19 protein-coding genes are annotated in these 17,099 nt (G+C 70.5%); 3 read left to right on the top strand and 16 right to left on the bottom strand.

All coding sequences use genetic code 11. The annotated features are described in order from the left end of the window. Nucleotides 1-94: 94 nt before the first annotated feature. The 6 genes from OHA77_RS12380 to clpS all read right to left on the bottom strand — a co-directional run bounded on the left by OHA77_RS12380 (nt 95) and on the right by clpS (nt 2,962). Complete coding sequence (locus tag OHA77_RS12380) at nt 95-1,042, bottom strand: PLP-dependent cysteine synthase family protein (RefSeq protein ID WP_406318164.1); 948 nt, start codon at nt 1,040-1,042, stop codon at nt 95-97. A 52-nt stretch (nt 1,043-1,094) separates the two neighbouring features. After that, complete coding sequence (locus tag OHA77_RS12385) at nt 1,095-1,373, bottom strand: MoaD/ThiS family protein (RefSeq protein ID WP_184756093.1); 279 nt, start codon at nt 1,371-1,373, stop codon at nt 1,095-1,097. Between the two features lie 87 nt (nt 1,374-1,460). Next, complete coding sequence (locus OHA77_RS12390) at nt 1,461-1,598, bottom strand: hypothetical protein (RefSeq protein WP_326820484.1); 138 nt, start codon at nt 1,596-1,598, stop codon at nt 1,461-1,463. A 62-nt stretch (nt 1,599-1,660) separates the two neighbouring features. Then, entirely contained in the window at nt 1,661-2,077 is a 417-nt protein-coding gene (locus OHA77_RS12395) for a Mov34/MPN/PAD-1 family protein (RefSeq protein ID WP_406318166.1), read from the bottom strand. A gap of 9 nt (nt 2,078-2,086) precedes the next feature. Continuing rightward, nucleotides 2,087-2,611 (bottom strand): DUF2017 domain-containing protein, encoded by a 525-nt coding sequence (locus tag OHA77_RS12400; protein WP_326820482.1) that lies wholly within the window; start codon nt 2,609-2,611, stop codon nt 2,087-2,089. An 81-nt stretch (nt 2,612-2,692) separates the two neighbouring features. Next, the gene (gene clpS / locus OHA77_RS12405) at nt 2,693-2,962 is read right to left on the bottom strand and encodes an ATP-dependent Clp protease adapter ClpS (protein ID WP_326820481.1); all 270 of its coding nucleotides are present in this window, start codon (nt 2,960-2,962) and stop codon (nt 2,693-2,695) included. A 73-nt stretch (nt 2,963-3,035) separates the two neighbouring features. Between clpS and OHA77_RS12410 the strand changes: the two genes are divergently transcribed. Beyond that, complete coding sequence (locus OHA77_RS12410) at nt 3,036-4,313, top strand: nicotinate phosphoribosyltransferase (protein WP_406319815.1); 1,278 nt, start codon at nt 3,036-3,038, stop codon at nt 4,311-4,313. Nucleotides 4,314-4,318: 5 nt separating this feature from the next. Beyond that, nucleotides 4,319-4,900: an isochorismatase family protein gene (locus tag OHA77_RS12415; RefSeq protein WP_406318167.1), complete on the top strand. Its 582-nt coding sequence runs from the start codon at nt 4,319-4,321 to the stop codon at nt 4,898-4,900. Here OHA77_RS12415 and OHA77_RS12420 read toward each other — a convergent pair. The 6 genes from OHA77_RS12420 to OHA77_RS12445 all read right to left on the bottom strand — a co-directional run bounded on the left by OHA77_RS12420 (nt 4,897) and on the right by OHA77_RS12445 (nt 12,291). Beyond that, a complete protein-coding gene (locus OHA77_RS12420; protein WP_406318169.1) occupies nt 4,897-6,648 on the bottom strand; it encodes a DEAD/DEAH box helicase in 1,752 nt (583 codons plus the stop codon). The genes OHA77_RS12415 and OHA77_RS12420 overlap by 4 nt on opposite strands. 186 nt (nt 6,649-6,834) lie before the next feature. Continuing rightward, nucleotides 6,835-7,638 (bottom strand): hypothetical protein, encoded by an 804-nt coding sequence (locus tag OHA77_RS12425; protein WP_406318171.1) that lies wholly within the window; start codon nt 7,636-7,638, stop codon nt 6,835-6,837. Between the two features lie 173 nt (nt 7,639-7,811). After that, nucleotides 7,812-9,200 (bottom strand): MFS transporter, encoded by a 1,389-nt coding sequence (locus OHA77_RS12430; protein WP_406318173.1) that lies wholly within the window; start codon nt 9,198-9,200, stop codon nt 7,812-7,814. Continuing rightward, nucleotides 9,197-10,198, bottom strand: a complete 1,002-nt coding sequence (locus tag OHA77_RS12435; protein ID WP_406318175.1) for a zinc metalloprotease — start codon at nt 10,196-10,198, stop codon at nt 9,197-9,199. Before OHA77_RS12435 ends, OHA77_RS12430 begins: the two co-directional genes overlap by 4 nt. A 96-nt stretch (nt 10,199-10,294) precedes the next feature. Further along, complete coding sequence (locus tag OHA77_RS12440) at nt 10,295-10,546, bottom strand: DUF3039 domain-containing protein (protein ID WP_406318176.1); 252 nt, start codon at nt 10,544-10,546, stop codon at nt 10,295-10,297. Nucleotides 10,547-10,695: 149 nt separating this feature from the next. After that, nucleotides 10,696-12,291, bottom strand: coding sequence for a DHA2 family efflux MFS transporter permease subunit (locus tag OHA77_RS12445; RefSeq protein ID WP_406318177.1), 1,596 nt, complete (start codon nt 12,289-12,291; stop codon nt 10,696-10,698). Nucleotides 12,292-12,446: 155 nt separating this feature from the next. Between OHA77_RS12445 and OHA77_RS12450 the strand changes: the two genes are divergently transcribed. Next, nucleotides 12,447-13,082, top strand: coding sequence for a TetR family transcriptional regulator (locus OHA77_RS12450; RefSeq protein ID WP_406318178.1), 636 nt, complete (start codon nt 12,447-12,449; stop codon nt 13,080-13,082). Here OHA77_RS12450 and OHA77_RS12455 read toward each other — a convergent pair. From OHA77_RS12455 to OHA77_RS12470, 4 genes are all read right to left on the bottom strand, one after another. Then, nucleotides 13,079-13,657: a YqgE/AlgH family protein gene (locus OHA77_RS12455; RefSeq protein WP_406318179.1), complete on the bottom strand. Its 579-nt coding sequence runs from the start codon at nt 13,655-13,657 to the stop codon at nt 13,079-13,081. The genes OHA77_RS12450 and OHA77_RS12455 overlap by 4 nt on opposite strands. A 349-nt stretch (nt 13,658-14,006) precedes the next feature. Next, nucleotides 14,007-15,419 carry an NAD-dependent malic enzyme gene (locus OHA77_RS12460; RefSeq protein ID WP_406319816.1) on the bottom strand — a complete coding sequence of 471 codons (1,413 nt, stop codon included), beginning with the start codon at nt 15,417-15,419 and terminating at the stop codon, nt 14,007-14,009. Between the two features lie 83 nt (nt 15,420-15,502). After that, nucleotides 15,503-16,132, bottom strand: a complete 630-nt coding sequence (locus OHA77_RS12465) for a cytidylate kinase-like family protein (protein ID WP_326820471.1) — start codon at nt 16,130-16,132, stop codon at nt 15,503-15,505. Nucleotides 16,133-16,161: 29 nt separating this feature from the next. After that, nucleotides 16,162-17,094, bottom strand: coding sequence for a co-chaperone YbbN (locus OHA77_RS12470; RefSeq protein WP_406318181.1), 933 nt, complete (start codon nt 17,092-17,094; stop codon nt 16,162-16,164). Between the last annotated feature and the right edge of the window lie 5 nt (nt 17,095-17,099).

Consider the following 17,099-nt stretch of genomic DNA (forward strand, 5'->3'; position numbering starts at 1 on the left):
GCGGAGACGTCCGACGGGCAGGAGGGAAAAAAGGGGGGCGGGCGTCCCGGTGGGACGCTCGCCCCCCTTTCGGGTGGGAGAGGGAGCTGAGCTCTCAGGCCCAGAGCTGGCCTTCCAGCCGCTCCTCGGCCTCGTCCAGGGTGCCGTCGTAGGCACCGGTGGAGAGGTATTTCCAGCCGCCGTCGGCCACCACGAACACGATGTCGGCCCGCTCCCCCGCCTTGACGGCCTTGGCCGCCATGCCGAGCGCGCCGTGCAGGGCCGCGCCGGTGGAGACCCCGGCGAAGATGCCCTCGGCGGCCAGCAGCTCCCTCGTGCGCCGGAGCGCGTCGGCGGAGGAGACGGAGAACCGGGTGGTCAGCACCTCCGGGTCGTAGAGCTCGGGGATGAAGCCCTCGTCCACGTTGCGCAGGCCGTACACCAGCTCACCGTATCGGGGCTCCGCGGCGACGATCCGCACATCGGGGACGTGCTCGCGCAGGAACCGGCCGACGCCCATCAGGGTGCCGGTCGTCCCGAGACCCGCCACGAAATGGGTGACGGTCGGCAGGTCCGCGAGGATCTCCGGCCCTGTCGTCTCGTAGTGGGAGAGCCAGTTGGCGGGGTTGCCGTACTGGTAGAGCATCACCCAGTCCGGGTGCTCCTCGGCCAGGCCCTTGGCGACCCGGACCGCCTCGTTGGAACCACCGGCGGCCGGAGAGGAGATGATCTCCGCCCCCCACATCCGCAGGAGCTGACGGCGCTCCTCGGAGGTGTTCTCCGGCATGACGCAGATCAGTTTGTAGCCCTTGAGCCGTGCGGACATCGCCAGTGAGATGCCCGTGTTGCCGCTGGTGGGTTCGAGGATCGTGCAGCCGGGCCGGAGCAGGCCGTCCTTCTCCGCCTGCTCGATCATCCACAGCGCCGGGCGGTCCTTGATGGAACCGGTCGGGTTGCGATCCTCGAGCTTGGCCCAGACCCGCACGTCCGCCGACGGGGACAGCCGGGGCAGGCCGACCAGCGGAGTGCGGCCCACGGAGTCGATCAGTGATTCAAAACGCATGATGTACGGCTTCCGCCTCGTCGTGCCGGACAAGGGACATCGGCGTGCGCCGCTAGCGGGAGCCGCCGGCCACGGCCGGGAGGACGGTGACCGTGTCTCCGTCGGAGAGCGGGGTCTCCAGGCCACCCAGGAAACGGACGTCCTCGTCGTTCAGATACACGTTCACGAAGCGGCGCAGCGCGCCCTTGTCCACCAGGCGGTCCCGGAGGCCGGGGTGCCGGGACTCCAGGTCGCCGATCAGCTCCTCAAGCGTCGCGCCCTTGGCGTCGACGGCCTTGGCGCCGTCGGTGTAGGTGCGCAGGATGGTCGGAATGCGAACCTCGATGGCCATTGCGGGTCAATCTCCTTGTGTCGTCATGGGAGTGCCGCCCACCGGATCAGAACACCGGCGGGCGCAGGGGGATTCCGGAACTGCCGGTCAGCGACAGTCGTAGACGACGACGGAGGGGGTGTGGGCGAACAGGAAGCTCTGCACGGCCACGAGCCCCGCGTGCCGGGCCCGTACGCCGGTATGTGACAGCACGGCGTCCTCCAGGCTCGGGTCAACGGTCGACATGGTCATGAGCTTACCCAAAGAGACGATCCCCCTCACGGCCGGATCGGCCCTCGGGGGGCCGGTCACCCCGAGGTGATCGTGACCTCTTCCTCCTCCACCACACCGTCGACGATCCGGTAGGAGCGCAACTCCGCCTCCTCGCCCAGCTCCTCGCGGGTGGAGACCAGCACGTAGTGGGCGCCGGGCTCGGAGGCGTAGGAGATGTCGGTGCGCGAGGGGTAGGCCTCGGTCGCGGTGTGGGAGTGGTAGATGACCACCGGCTCCTCGTCGCGGTCGTCCATCTCGCGCCAGACCCGCAGCTGCTCCAGCGAGTCGAAGCGGTAGAAGGTGGGCGACCGCTCGGCGTTCTCCATCGCGACGAACCGCTCAGGGGAGTCGGAGCCGAACGGCCCGGCGATCACGCCGCAGGCCTCGTCCGGATGGTCGGCCCGGGCGTGCGCGATGATCTTGTCAACCAGTTCCCGGGAGATCGTGAGCATGTCAGGAAGTTACCAAAGGGCACGGACCAGGGTGTCCTGAAGGTAGGTCAGCCAGTCGTAGGTGACGTAGGCCGGATAGCGCGGGTCGTTCTCGGCCATCTCGGCGATCTCGTCGTGGACCTCCTCGGTCACCTCAAGCCGGGTGCCGAGCGCGAGCCGTACGTCGTTCAGTGCGCGCATCCACGCCTGTGCCTGCTCGGGGGTGAGCTCGACCCGTCCCGGCTCGGCGCTGTCGAGCATGGTCTGCGCGTCGGCCCGCTTGCCGTCGCGCAACGTCGCCTCGGTGTAGCGGCGGAACTCGGCGGACTGCTCGGCGTCCTCGTAGGCCGAGGGGAACAGCCGGGCCAGCACCGGATCGGCGGACTGCTCGGACGGGCCGATGCCGAGCGCGCGCTCCAGCGGATCGCTCCCGGTCTCCCCCGGCTCGATCAGGCCGAGGATCTGGGAGACCAGCGAACGCAGGATCGAGACCTCGGCGGCGTCGAAGACAGTGATCACACTGCCCTTGCGCCCCCGCTTGAACCCTGAACTCACCGCTCGCTCACCACTCCTCGCTCGTTTCCCGCGGAACCCGGCCGGGCGGCACCGCGGCCGGAACCCCGCCGGATCCGCCGCTCACGAATCCCGTTGCACGGTGGCCCAGAGCCCGTAGGAGTGCATGATCTGCGCGTCGCGCTCCATCTCCTCACGGGTGCCGCTGGACACCACCGCCCTGCCCTTCTGGTGCACGTCGAGCATCAGTTTCTCCGCCTTCTCCTTCGAATAACCGAAGACGGACTGAAAGACGTACGTGACGTAGGACATCAGGTTGACCGGGTCGTTCCAGACGATCGTCAGCCATGGCAGATCAGGCCGGACGTCGGTTGACGGACGCTCGACCTCCATTGGAGCCGTTCTACCCACACAGACCAGTGTGCCCTACCGCTGGCCTAGTCTTCGACTCGTGTCGTTGACAAACATGAGCAGGGCGTTGCTGACAGATCACTACGAGCTGACGATGGTACAGGCGGCGCTGCGCAGCGGAGCGGCGTCGCGGCGTGCGGTGTTCGAGGTGTTCGCGCGCCAGTTGCCGGGAGGGCGGCGCTACGGCGTGGTCGCCGGGATCGGCCGGGTGCTGGAGGCGCTGGAGGACTTCAGGTTCGGCGCGGAGGACCTCGCGTTCCTCCGCGACAACCGGATCGTCGACGCACCCACCGTCGACTTCCTCGCCGGCTACCGGTTCTCCGGCCACCTGTACGGCTACCGCGAGGGCGAGTGCTACTTCCCCGGTTCTCCCATCCTGACGGTGGAGAGCACCTTCGCCGAGGCCGTGCTGCTGGAGACGGTCATCCTGTCGATCCTCAACCACGACTGCGCGATCGCCACCGCCGCCTCCCGCATGGTCCACGCCGCCGGGTCCAGGCCGATCGTCGAGATGGGCTCGCGGCGCACCCACGAGATGGCGGCCGTGGCCGCCGCGCGGGCCGCCTACCTGAGCGGGTTCGCCTCCACCTCCAACCTGATGGCCGGCCACCGGTACGGCGTGCCGACCGCCGGGACCGCGGCCCACGCGTTCACGCTGCTGCACGATTCGGAGAAGCAGGCCTTCCAGGCCCAGATCAACTCGCTCGGCACCGGCACCACGCTGCTGGTCGACACCTATGACGTGGCGGAGGCCGTACGGACCGGCGTGGAGCTGGCGGGCCCCGATCTGGGAGCCGTCCGCCTCGACTCCGGCGACCTGTCGGAGGTCGCCCACGCCGTCCGCGGGCAGCTCGACGCGCTGGGCGCCGAGAAGACCCGCATCCTCGTCACCAGCGACCTGGACGAGTACACGATCGCGGCGCTGTCGTCGGCTCCCGTGGACGCCTACGGCGTCGGCACCTCGCTGGTGACCGGCTCCGGGGTGCCGACGGCCGCACTGGTCTACAAGCTCGTGGTGCGGGAGGACGCCGAGGGGGTCATGCAGCCGGTGGCCAAGAGGTCGGTGGGCAAGCCCAGCCGGGGCGGCCGCAAGGAGGCGTTCCGGCAGCTCGATCCCGCGGGGACGGCGGTCGCCGAGCTGGTCACCGTCTCCGGCGACCGGCCCGTCGACGCCCGCCCGCTCCAGACCGAGCTGGTCCGCGACGGTGAGATCGTCGGCCGGGAGGAGCTGGCGGCGGCCCGCCAGCGGCACCGTGAGGCCGTCGCCGAACTTCCGGCCACGGCCCATCAGCTGTCCCGGGGCTACGCCGCCATTCCGACCGTGTTTGACTGACTTCCATGGCAACCGCGCTAATCATCGTCGACGTCCAGAACGACTTCTGCGAGGGCGGCAGCCTGCCGGTGGGCGGCGGCGCCGAGGTCGCCGCCGCCATCTCCCGGCACGCCGCCTCGCACGGCTACGACCACATCGTGGCGACCCGCGACTTCCACGTGGACCCCGGCGAGCACTTCGCCGCCAACCCCGACTATGTGAGCTCCTGGCCGGCCCACTGCGTGGCCGGCACCCCGGGCGCCGGCTTCCACCCCGCCTTCGACACCGGAAGCGTCGAGGAGGTGTTCAGCAAGGGCGCCCACGCCGCCGCCTACAGCGGCTTCGAGGGCGGCGCCCCCGATGGCACGGGCCTCGCCGACTGGCTCGCCCGGCGCCGGGTGAGCGCGGTGGACGTCGTCGGCATCGCCACCGACCACTGCGTGCGCGCCACCGCCCTGGACGCGGTCGGCAACGGCCTGGCCGTACGGGTGCTGCTGAACCTGACCGCCGGGGTGGCCAGGTCCACCACGGAGTCCGCGCTGGCCGAGCTCGACGCCGCCGGAGTCCAGCTCAGCGGCGACCCGGTGGTCCGCAGCCAGGGAGGTTAACGCGACCGCTGGGTGGCCCATTGGCGGATCTTGTCGATCCGCTCCTGGACCTGCTCGGCGGTGGCCTGCGCGATGGCCGGCCCACCGCAGGCGCGGCGGAGCTCGGCGTGGATGACGCCGTGCGGCTGGCCGGTGCGGTGGTTCCATGCGCCGACCAGCCCGTTGAGCTCCTTGCGGAGGTTGGCGATGAGCTCGTGCGGAGCCAGCTGGGGCTCCTTGGGCTCGGGGCGGTCGCGCTTGGCCCGCAGCTGGTCGGACTGGCGCTTGCTCAGCAGGGTCCGCACCTGGTCGGGCTCCAGCAGGCCGGGAAGGCCCAGGAAGTCTTCCTCCTCGGGTGAGCCCGCCTCGGCGGCGGTGCCGAACTCGCCGCCGTCGAAGAGCACCCGGTCGAAGGTGGCGACCGCCTCCAGCGTCTCGAAGGGCAGCTCGTCGCCCAGGACGTCGGGGTTGTCCTTCCTGCGCTGGGCGTCGTCGAGGAGGAAGTCGTCGAGCCCCTCCTCGGGCAGGTTGCGGTCGAGCACATGGTCGCGCTCGGCCTCCATCTCCCCGGCCAGCCCCATCAGGGTGGGCACCGAGGGCAGGAACACCGAGGCGATCTCGCCGCGCTTGCGCGCCCGGACGAAACGGCCGACGGCCTGGGCGAAGAACAGCGGGGTCGAGATGCTCGTGGCGTACACCCCGACGGCCAGGCGGGGGATGTCGACGCCCTCGGAGACCATGCGCACCGCGACCAGCCAGCGGTCCTGGGACGCGGAGAACTGCTTGATCTTCTTTGACGCCTCCGGATCGTCGGAGAGCACGACCGTGGCGCCCTCACCGGTGATCGTCCGGATGTGCTTGGCGTAGGCGCGCGCCGTCTCGTGGTCGGTGGCGATGACCAGGGCACCGGCGTCGGGCACACCCCGGCGGACCTCGGCCAGCCGCCGGTCGGCCGCGCGGAGCACCTGCCGGATCCAGTCGCCCTTGGGGTCGAGCGCGGCCTTCCACGCCTGGCCGAGCTGGTCCTTGGTGAGCGGGGTGCCGAGGGTCGCGGCGATCTCGTCGCCCGCGCGGGTCCGCCAGCGCATCTCGCCGGAGTAGGCGAGGAAGATGACCGGCCGGACGACGCCGTCGGCGAGCGCCGGGCCGTACCCGTAGGAGTAGTCGGAGACGCTGCGCCGGACGCCGTCCCCGTCCTCGGCGTAGCCGACGAACGGGATGGGGTTGACGTCGGACCGGAACGGCGTGCCGGTCAGCGCCAGGCGGCGGGCGGCGGGCTCGAACGCCTCCCGCACGCCGTCGCCCCAGGACTTGGCGTCGCCCGCGTGGTGGATCTCGTCGAAGATGACGAGCGTCTTGCGGGCCTCGGTCCGGGCGCGGTGCAGCGCCGGGTGCATCGCGATCTGGGCATAGGTGACGGCCACTCCGACGTAGCTCGGCGAGGTCGTGCCCTGGCTGTTCTTGAACTCGGGATCGATGGCGATGCCGACCCTGGACGCGGCGTCGGCCCACTGCTGCTTGAGGTGCTCGGTGGGTGTGACGATCGTCACAGCCCGGATGATCCCCCGCGACAGGAGGTCGCTGGCGATGCGCAACGCGAAGGTCGTCTTGCCCGCGCCGGGCGTCGCGACCGCGAGGAAGTCGCGTGGCTCGCCCCTGGAGTACAGGTCAAACGCCTCCTGCTGCCAGGCGCGGAGCTTCGGCGCGGTGCCCCAGGCGGCACGGTCCGGATACGAGGGTGACAGGTGGGATGCGGCGGAAGTGCTCACAGTGTCCCCAGCGTAATCGGCATCGCCGACAAGACGTGCCGATCCGGCGAGATCCTCGCCAAGATCACCTCCATATGCTAGAGATTTTCCGGCCTTGTACGGCCCGGCCGTCCGGAGCCCCGGGCCGCCGGGCGGACGCCCCGTCACAGGCGCCCGGCAGCGAGGCGGCACCGGCCTCCGGCCTGCCTAACGCACTCCGGTGATCACGGCGTCGATCTCGGCCCGGAGCCGGGGGTCGTCCGGCTGGGCCATGCCCAGTATGACGACCGGCCGGCCGCCCGCGCCGGTGAGAAACACCACACGGAGATAGCCGGGACGGTTGACGAGGTCCTGATACTCCGCCCGGAGGGAGCGGCTGTGGCCGCTCCGCCCGCCCACCGTCACCGTCCGGTCGTCCACGACCTTGACCTCGTCACCGTGCAGCAGCAGGCGCGCGTACAGGTCGGCGAGTTCCACCGCGGCCTCGCGCGCGTCGTTCACCGGCTCCGCCGGTCTGGTCATCACCGTCGCCGCGCCCCCGGTGCCCGCCACCGAGGTGAACCCGGTGACCGGGGGGACCGCACCGGCCCGCCACCCTGCGGGCAGCGGATACCCCACCCCCGCGAGCGGGTCGCTCACCCCGGCCGACGACGAGGGCGGGGCCGTGGATGACGGAAGCACCCGGGGCGCCAGGACGGCGCCTGCGGCGACGACGGCTCCGGCAGCGACCACCAGGGCCACCGCTCCGAGCGGGCGGCGGCGCAGACGGCCCCGGACCCGGCGGCGGGGCGGGGCGGCCGGTGCGCCGTACAGGCGGGCCGACGGAGGAAGATCGTCCTGCGGTGCCTCCGCTGCCGGGCGCCGCCCCCTGCGGCCGGACTCCTCCGGAGGCCATGCCCCGAACTCCTCGCCGCCCTCACGCTCCCGCGGCTTCCGCGGTTCCCGCGCCCGATGCTGCCCCCTGCGGCCGGACTCCTCCGGCGGCCACGCCCGGTGGGGACGTTCGTCCACGACGCCTCCTCCCGGTGGTCACGGTCTACCGTCCTACCATGCCCGCCGGGGCGCGGTCCGGCTATAGGCGATCGTCGTTGCGACTCCTCGGCTTCCGCGAAGGAGACGGCCTCTCGCCACGCCGCCTGGCTGGGGACCGGCCCCGCCCGGAGCGTCGGGAACGGCCCGAGAGGTCAGGAGACGTCCCGCATCCGTCCGGCGACGACCACCCCGAGCAGCCCGATGGCCACCATGAGAACGGCGAGCGTGGCGTAGCCGGTGGCGATGTCGTCGTGGCCGATCAGGTTGATCAACACACCGCCGATGCCGACCGTGAGCGCGCTGCCCAGGGTGTCGACGACCTGGAGGGCCGCGGAGTTGGCACCCTGTTCCGCGTCGGGTGACTGGCGCATCGTGGTGACACTGATGCTGGGGGTGCCGATGCCCATGCCGAATCCGGCGACGACCCAGGCGGGCACGGTGACCCAGCCGGTGAGACCGGGGACGAGCGCGAGCATGGTCAGCACGATGCCGGCGGTGACGGCGGCCGCGGCGAGCCGTACCAGCCGGGGCCGGTCGTACTCGCGGCGGCTCTGCAGGTAGGAGCCGACGGTCCAGCCCAGCGCCCCGGTGGTCAGCGCGACACCGGCCTGGGCGACCGACAGGCCGGACACCTTGGTGAGGAGCAACGGGAGGAACATGTTGATCCCGAAGAACGCGGAGGAGAGCACGCCGCGCATCATGACGGTGGTGGGCAGGCCCCGGCCGAACCGCAGCGCGCCGGGAGGCAGCAGCCTGGGCAGGCCCACGGCCAGCGCGACGAATCCCACCGCGGTGGCGATCGCCCCGGGGAGCGGGATGGTGTGCAGCCGGTCCACGCCGTACAGCAGCGTCCCGGCGCCCGCCGCCGTGGCCGTGGCCGCCAGGGTCATCGCCAGCGGCCGGGACCGGGGGCCGGTCGGCGGTGCGGGCGCCGGGCCCTCATCGGTGCGCAGCGCGGGCAGGAGCATCAGCATGGCCGGGATCACCAGCGGCACGATCCCGAAGAAGACCCAGCGCCAGCCAGCCGTCTGGGCGACGATCCCGCCCACGCCGGGCCCGATCAGGGCGGGCAGCACCCAGGCGGCGGACAGGGCGGCGAACACCTTGGGCCGGGCCTCGGGGACGTAGACCCGCACGATCATCACGTAGATCGCCACGATGACCGCGCCGCCGCCCAGTCCCTGGACGACGCGGCCCACGATGAACAGCTCCTTCGTCCCGGCCGCGCCCGCCACGACCATGCCGGCCACGAACAGGCCCACCCCGAGCAGGAAGGGCAGGGCATGGCCCCGGCGGTCGGACCAGAGCCCGGCGACGACGTTGGCCAGCAGGCCGGCGATGAGGAAGACCGAGAGGCTCATGCCGTACAGGTCGAGCGCGTCGAGGTCGTCGGACACCGCGGGCATGATAGCGCCGACCGACATGCCCTCGAAGGCGATCAGCGTGACGACGAGCAGGATTCCCAGGCTGGCCGTACGGTACGCGGGACCGAAGATCCGGGGGGGTGCGTATGGAGCGTCAGTCGCCTTCGGTGCTGTCACCCGTCAAGGGTAAGGTCCGGCTCCGAACCACGGTAAACCGCCCACATCTCGTGCATCCTGGCGGCCTGACCGGCGGTGAACTCCGACATGCAGTGATCATGGGTGTAGTCCATGAAGTTGTGGACCGGGTCGCCGCCCTCCCCGTTGCAGGTGTCCTTGCTCACCGGGCAGCCCTCGGTGGGCTTGCTCTCCGGCGCGGTGTCGGCCACCCCGTCGCCCGGCGAGACGCAGCCGTTCTCGAAGGTGTGCAGGAGCCCGAGCCAGTGGCCGATCTCGTGCACCCCGGTGAACCCGCGGTCGAAGTTGCGCAGTGACCCGCCGGGCAGGCTGCGCCAGTCGATGACCACGCCGTCGAGCGCGGGCTGGCTCTTGTACAGGTAGGGGTAGGTGGAGTAACCGAGGACCAGCTGGCTGAGCTGGGCGACGTAGAGGTTGAGCGTTCCGGCGCCGCCCCTGCGCAACCGCTTTATCGCCGCCTCGTAGGCGAGCGGCGCCCGGAACCAGGCGGCGTTCTCGGTCCGGGTGAGACCGTCGAGCCGGAACTGGATCCCGGTGTCCACCCCGCCGAGCCGACCGCCGTAGGCAGCGTTGAGCGCGGCCAGCTGGTCGCGCACCGCGCTGTCCCGCGCCCCCAGGGGACCGGCGGAGATGACGTGCACCCAGGTGGGGACCGTGATCGGGGCCCACGGCCCACGGCGCATCCCCGACTGGCGCCGCCTCAGGTCGGCGAACATCTCCGCGACCTGCGCCGGGGCCGGGGCGTGCGGCTCGGGCCCGCGCCCGGAGGTCACCCGCCGCGCGACGGTGTCGCACCCCGGGGAGCCGGTCACCGCGGACCGGACGGCCGCGGTGGGCATGGCGGCCTGGCCGTTCACCGCGGACCGGACGACCGCGGGTAGGGCGGTCGCGGGCACAGCGGATGCCGCGGCGGGGATGGCAGGAGCGGCACCCGCTGTGAACAGGCACACCGAAACAGCGGCGATCGCGCGCCAAGCCATGCACTCCCCCGACAGGTCACACCCACTGGTCGACTGCCGCTCCCCAGCGGCATCCCGACCGTAGCCTCATCGGTGGCGATCACCCACGAACAACACTCACTCGTTGCTGTTGTCTTCGCCCTTGGGCAGCCCCTCGTAGATCTCCTTGCATTCAGGGCAGACCGGAAACTTCTGCGGATCCCGATTCGGCACCCAGACCTTGCCGCAGAGTGCGCGCACGGGGGTGCCGCTGAACGCGCTCTCCATGATCTTGTTCTTCTCGACGTAGTGGGCGAACCGCTCGTGGTCGCCGTCACCGTGCGACAGGTCCGGCCGGATGTCACTCTCTGGGAGAATCTTCGTGCTCACCCTGCAGATTTTATGCCCGCGACGGCGCGGTCACCGCGCCGACGCCGACCGTGTGACGATCCGGCCGCTCCGGTCTCGTCGTTCCGCCCCGGTGAACGCGTACGGCTCCCGCCTGAGGAAGGCGGGAGCCGTACGGCGGAAGTGCGGGATCAGCCCATGTGGATCGGGGCGTCCTCGGTCTTGCGGCCCGCCTTGACGAACAGCGCGAGCACCGCCGCGAGGATCGCGACACCGGTGCTGACCGTGAAGCCGAGGTGCATGCCGTCGAGGAACGACAGGTGCGACACCTTGGTGATGCCCTGGACGATCTGCTCGGGCACGCCGGGCATCATCTGGGCGCTGGGCGCCCCGCCGAAGGTCGCCAGCTCCTTGAGCCCGTCGACCTGCTCCGGCGGCAGCGGCGGGAGCTTGGCCTGCGCCCAGTGGCCGGCGTAGACGTCCGCCACCTTCGCCGACACGATCGCGCCGAGGATGGCCGTGCCGAGCGCGCCGCCGACCTGCATGGCCGACTGCTGGACGCCGCCCGCGACGCCGCTCAGGTCCTCGGGGGCGTTGCCGACGATGATCTCGGTGGCACCGACGAAGACCGGCGAGAGTCCGAAGGCGAGCAGGACGAAGGGGATCGCGCTGTCGATGAACGTGGCGTCGATGCTGAGCTGGGACATCAGGAACATCGCCAGGGCGGTGACCAGCATGCCACCCGCGATTGTGATCTTGGTGCCGAACTTGCCGAGGAGCACCGCGGCCAGCGGGGAGGCGACGATCATGCCCGCGCTCATCGGCAGCATCTGAAGGCCGGAGTCCAGCGGCGAGAGCCCGCGCACCCCCTGGAAGAAGAACGTCAGGAAGAACATCGCGCCGAACATGGAGAACGCGACGAGCATCATCAGGCCGGTGCCGATGGAGACCGAGGCGTTGCTGAAAAGGCTGAGCGGCACGAGCGGTTCGGCGGCCCGGGCCTGCCACCACACGAACACGGCCCCCAGCACCACGGTCGCGATCAGGAAGCCGATGGTCAGCGAGTCGCCCCAGCCCCACTCCGGAGCCTTGATGATCGCCCAGACCAGGGAGAACATGGCACCCGACAGCAGCACGACGCCCAGCCAGTCGACCTTCGACAGGGCCCGCGCCTTGCTCTCAGTGAGGACCCACAGGCCCATGGCGAGGGCCACAATGCCCACCGGGACGTTGATGAAGAAGACCGACTGCCAGCTCACGTGCTCCACGAGCAGTCCGCCGACGATCGGACCGGCGGCGCTGGACAGGCCGATGATGCCGCCCCAGGCGCCCATCGCCATCTTCAGCCGCTCGCCGGGGAAGGCCACCCGCAGCAGCGCGAGGGCGGCGGGCTGGAGCAGCGCGCCGAACAGACCCTGGAGCACGCGCAGCCCGATCAGCATGCCGATCGAGGAGCTGAGGCCGATCGCGAGCGAGGTGAGCGCGAAGCCGGCGACCCCGATCAAGAAGATCTTCTTGTGTCCGAACAGGTCACCGAGTTTGCCCGCGGTGATCAGGAAGACGGCGAGCGCGAGCAGGTAGCCGCTGGTCACCCATTGGAGATCGGCCAGGGACGCGTTGAGGTCCTGAGCGATCACCGGGTTGGCGATACCGACGACGGTGCCGTCGAGCATCACCATGATCACACCAAGCGACACCGAGAGAAGCGTGAGCCACGGATGCCCCTGCTTCGACGACGCGCCGGGGTCTGGCGGTGGTGCGACGGCCACCGTCTTGGCCTCTGCCATTGGAAGGGTCCCCCTCATGATCTGGTCCGCCCCCGCATGAGGCGTTTCAACCCAAGGTAATTTATGTCAGTCGCTGACAATTGACAAATCGTTTTATACGGCAGGCCATGACTTATGGCAGAATGTGAACACCACGTTTCGAAGGGGTGACGGGCATGGGCGGGACCGGTCTGCGCGAACGCAAGAAGCAGAAGACGCGGTTGGCGCTGGTCGACGCCGCCCTCGCCATGTTCGCCGAGCAGGGCTACGAGGCCACGACCGTGGATCAGATCGCGGCCGCTGCGGACGTCTCACCTCGCACGTTCTTCCGCTACTTCGCGACCAAGGAGGACGTCGCCCTCTGCCTGCCTCTCGACGGCTTTGAGGTCGTGCTCTCCGAACTGGCGGCCCGGCCGATGGAGGAGCCGCCGTTCACCGCGCTCAACCATGCCGTGCGCGCGATGGTCACCATGCTAGAGGAGGGGGATCTCGCCGACCGAGCCAGGTTCCTCAGAGCACGCGAGCTGATCGACGCCACCCCCGCGCTCTTCGCCGGGAGTGTGCGGCGGATGATGGAGAACGAGCGGCAGTTGATCGCCGAGGTCGCCCGGCGCGAGAGCGCCCACTGCGACGATCTCCTCGCCCACTTCGTCGTCGCGCTCTTCACCGCCGTGACCCGGGTCGGTCTCGAGCTCTGCGAGCACGACGACTTCCCCGGTGGCATCCCCGACCTCACCACCGTGGCCAGGAGACTGGAGGCCGCGCTGGAACTGGCCCAGCGCTCACTGCGCCCCGGCTGGGACAGGCCCTAGTTCATCGAGGGGTCGTCGGGACAGGTCGCCACATAGGCGAGCTCGCCGCGCTGACGACGGAGCACCGCACGCCAGAGCGATCCGGGATCGTGATGGAAGGTGTCGCCGGGCTCGGAGTCCACGACGTACCAGGCGCCCTCCCCTATCTCGTTCTCCAGTTGACCGGCGGTCCACCCGGCGTATCCCGCGAAGATCCGCATCTGCGCGATCTCCCCGGCGAGGATCTCCGGCGGGGCGTCGAGGTCGACGGTGCCGAGCCGGGACACCGCAGCGGTGCCCGCGTGCAGCCGTCGCCAGCCGAGGGGCTCCTGACCGCTCGGGACCACGGCCAGGGCCAGGGCGCTGTCGGTCTGCACCGGGCCGCCCTGGAAGAGCACGGACGGGCCGGTCACCATGGAATCCCAGGTAGGCAGCACCTGCGTCACCGAGACCTCGCTGGGCCGGTTGAGCACCACACCCAGGGTGCCGCCGCCGATGTCGTATTCCAGGATCAGGACCACGCAGCGCCGGAAGTTGGGATCGTCGAGCTGCGGTGTAGCCACCAGCAGCCCACCCACATGGATCGCCTCCGCCATAACCCCATCTTGACATCCTCCCCTCCCCAAAGGGAGGGGACTCCCACGGTCGCCCGTGGGCTTCCCGGCTCGCCGCCGGTCGCCCGCCCGGAAGGAGCTCCGTTGCGGTCTCACCCGGCCCCGCAGGCGTTTCACCCCGCCGCCGGCCCGGCGGCGAGGATGGCACCGATCACGCGAGCAGTGGCTTGGTCATCGCCACCATCGAACACGTTACCGAATCATGTGGCACCGTGCTACGTTTCCACCCCCGCCCGAAGGCGGGGGTGTCACGCTCAAGAGATGTGACGAACGACGTCGCCGCGCGACGGAGGCTCTGGTCCGGATGACGGATGCGGCCCTTCCGCGGCCGTCACGCCTCGGTCATACCGCTGCGCGCCCGGCCTCCGGCCGACTCGCGCACGGCCGCCGCGACGGCGCCCGCGACATCGGCGTGGAACACGCTCGGGATGATGTAGTTCGGGCCGAGCTCCTCGTCGGTGACCACGGCGGCCAGTGCCCTGGCCGCCGCCAGCAGCATCTCCTGGCTGACCACGTTGGCCTGGGCGTCGAGCAGGCCGCGGAAGACGCCGGGGAAGGCGAGCACGTTGTTGATCTGGTTCGGGTAGTCCGAGCGGCCGGTGGCGACCACGGCGGCATGCTCGCGGGCGTCGTCCGGCGAGACCTCCGGCTCGGGGTTGGCCAGTGCGAAGACCACCGCCCCCTCGGCCATCGTGGCGATGTCGTCGCCGTTGAGGATGCCGGGGGCGGAGACGCCGATGAACACGTCGGCGTCCTTGACCGCACCGCGCAGGTCACCCGCGTAGCCGTCGGCGTTGGTGTGGTCGGCGATCCACCGGAGCGAGTCGTCCAGGTCCTCACGGCCGCCGTGCACCGCGCCCAGGTAGTCGCAGACGATGACGTCGCGCGCACCGGCCGCAAGCAGCAGGCGGAGCACCGCCGTGCCCGCGGCGCCCGCGCCGGCGAGGGCGATGCGGACCTCGCCCAGCTCCTTGCCGACCACGCGCAGGGCGTTGGTGAGCGCGGCGAGCACGCAGATCGCGGTGCCGTGCTGGTCGTCGTGGAAGACCGGGATGTCCAGCAGCTCGCGCAGCCGCCGCTCCACCTCGAAGCAGCGTGGCGCCGAGATGTCCTCCAGGTTGATGCCGCCGAAGCCGGGGGCGATGCAGCGGACGACCTCGACGATGCTGTCCACGTCCTGGGTGTCCAGGCAGATCGGCCAGGCGTCGATGTCGGCGAACCGCTTGAACAGCGCGGCCTTGCCCTCCATGACGGGCAGCGCGGCAGCCGGCCCGATGTTGCCCAGGCCCAGTACGGCGGAGCCGTCGGTGACCACGGCGACACTGTTGCGCTTGATGGTCAAGCGCCGGGCGTCCTCGGGGTTGCGGGCGATGGCCATGGAGACCCGGGCGACGCCGGGGGTGTAGGCCATGGACAGCTCGTCACGGTTACGCAGCGGGACCTTCGACTTCATCTCGATCTTGCCGCCGAGATGCATGAGGAAGGTGCGGTCGGAGACCTTGTGGATGACGACGCCCTCGACGGCGTCGAGCTTGTCGACGATCGTCTGGGCGTGGTCGGTGTCACGCGCGGCACAGGTCACGTCGATGCGCAGGGTCTCGTGACCGGCGTTGGTCACGTCGAGCGCGGTGACCACGCCCCCTGCGGATTCGACGGCATGGGTGAGCTGGCTGACGGCCTTGCCACCTGCCGGCACCTCCAGGCGCACGGTGATGGAGTACGACACACTCGGCACGGTGGCCACAGTCAATCCGCTCCTTTGCGACTGACTTGGTTGGGATGCCTCCATGGTGCCACCATCCGACAGGTGTCCGTACCGCGCTCAGCTCAGCTCAGCGCCGTCGACGCGGTCACGATCAGCTCCACGCACGTGTCGATCGGGATACTCGTACTGTCTATTACCAAATGGTAAAGAAGCGGTGATGCCGCCGCCACGTGGTAGAAATGCCGGACGTAGGCGGCCCGCGCCCGGTCGTTGTCCTCCACGAGCCTGCGCGCCTGACGCTCGGTCACCCCGGTCAGGGTCGCCGTCTGGATCACCCTGCGTTCCGGGGACGCGTCCAGCCGCACGTGCAGCGCGCCGGGATGGTCGGCCAGGACCAGCGCCCCGGCCCTGCCGAGGAACACCCCGCCCTGACCGCGCGCGGTCTGCCTGATCACTCTTTCCGTATGGGCGACGAAGTCCTCGGCGGGCAGCGGCATGTTCCCCGGGAGGTACATGTCCATCCCGCCGAAGCTCACCGTGGGGAACCGCATGGCCTCCGCCAGTAGCCGGCCGAACCCGTGCTCGGCCCGGTCGTCGTGGGAGAGGGCCTCCTCCAGCGTGCAGCCGAGCTCGTCAGCCACCGCGCCGGGAATCGCCCGGTCCATGAAGGGCACACCGAGGCGCCCGGCCACCGCCGGCCCGATCACGCTGCCGGCGGTGCCGTACGTCGCGGAGATGGTGACGACCCGCATGCCTTTTTTATGCCCTTAAATCGGGGCATTTAGAACAGTGCGTTGGCCAGGTTCCTGCGGGCGCGCACGAGCGACGGGTCGTCGGCGGGGAGGGTGTCGAACAGGCCGAGCAGGTGGACCCTGACCCGGTTGCGCTCGTCCCCCGAGGTCCGGCGGACCACCCCGATGAGCCGGTCGAAGGCGGTGTCCACGTCACCGGCGAGCATCTCGAAGTCGGCGGCCAGCAGCTGGGCGTCGATGTCGGCGGGGTCGTCCAGGCGGCGCTGGACCTCGGCGGGGTCGACGTCCTGGGTCCGCCGGATCAGGCCGAGCCCGGCCAGGCCCAGCTTCGCGTCCTCGTTGTTCGGGGAGCGTGCCAGCAGCCGCTCGTAGGCGGCCACGGCGCCGTCGAGGTCGCCCGCGTCGATGGCCTGCTCGGCGGCGAGCACGTCCGGATCGGCCGGCGGCTCCTCCGGCTGTCCCTCGGCCCCGGCCTCACCGGTGTCCGGCGGGAGATACTGCGCCAGCGCCTCCATGAGCTGCGACAGCCAGTCGCGCAGTTGCGGCTCGGTGGCGATGCCGGGAACGACCGCCACCGGCTGGCCCTGGAAGATGGCGTACAGAGCGGGCACGTTCTGCACCCGGAGCGCCTGGGCGATCTGCGGGCTGGCCTCGACGTCCACCCGGGCCAGAAGCCACCTGCCGACGTTCTCGGCGGCAAGCTTCTCCAGCAGCAGGCTGTACTCCTTGGCCTGCTCGGCACGGGTCACCGTGAGTTCCAGCAGCACAAGGCTGTTCATGGATCGTTCGACGACTTCCGTCGCGAAATTGGCATCATCGACATAGACGACCTGCACCGGGGTGCCGCCGCTCTCCTGCGCCGTGGCCTCCCGCCGCGCCTGCGCGTCCAGCGCCTGTTTGCGCGCGCCGAGATCCACGGCACCGTAGAGCGATCCGGGTCGATTGAAGTCCGCTGGGCTCATACCTC

The organism is Streptosporangium sp. NBC_01639 (assembly GCF_045209755.1).
Taxonomy (GTDB): Bacteria; Actinomycetota; Actinomycetes; order Streptosporangiales; family Streptosporangiaceae; genus Streptosporangium.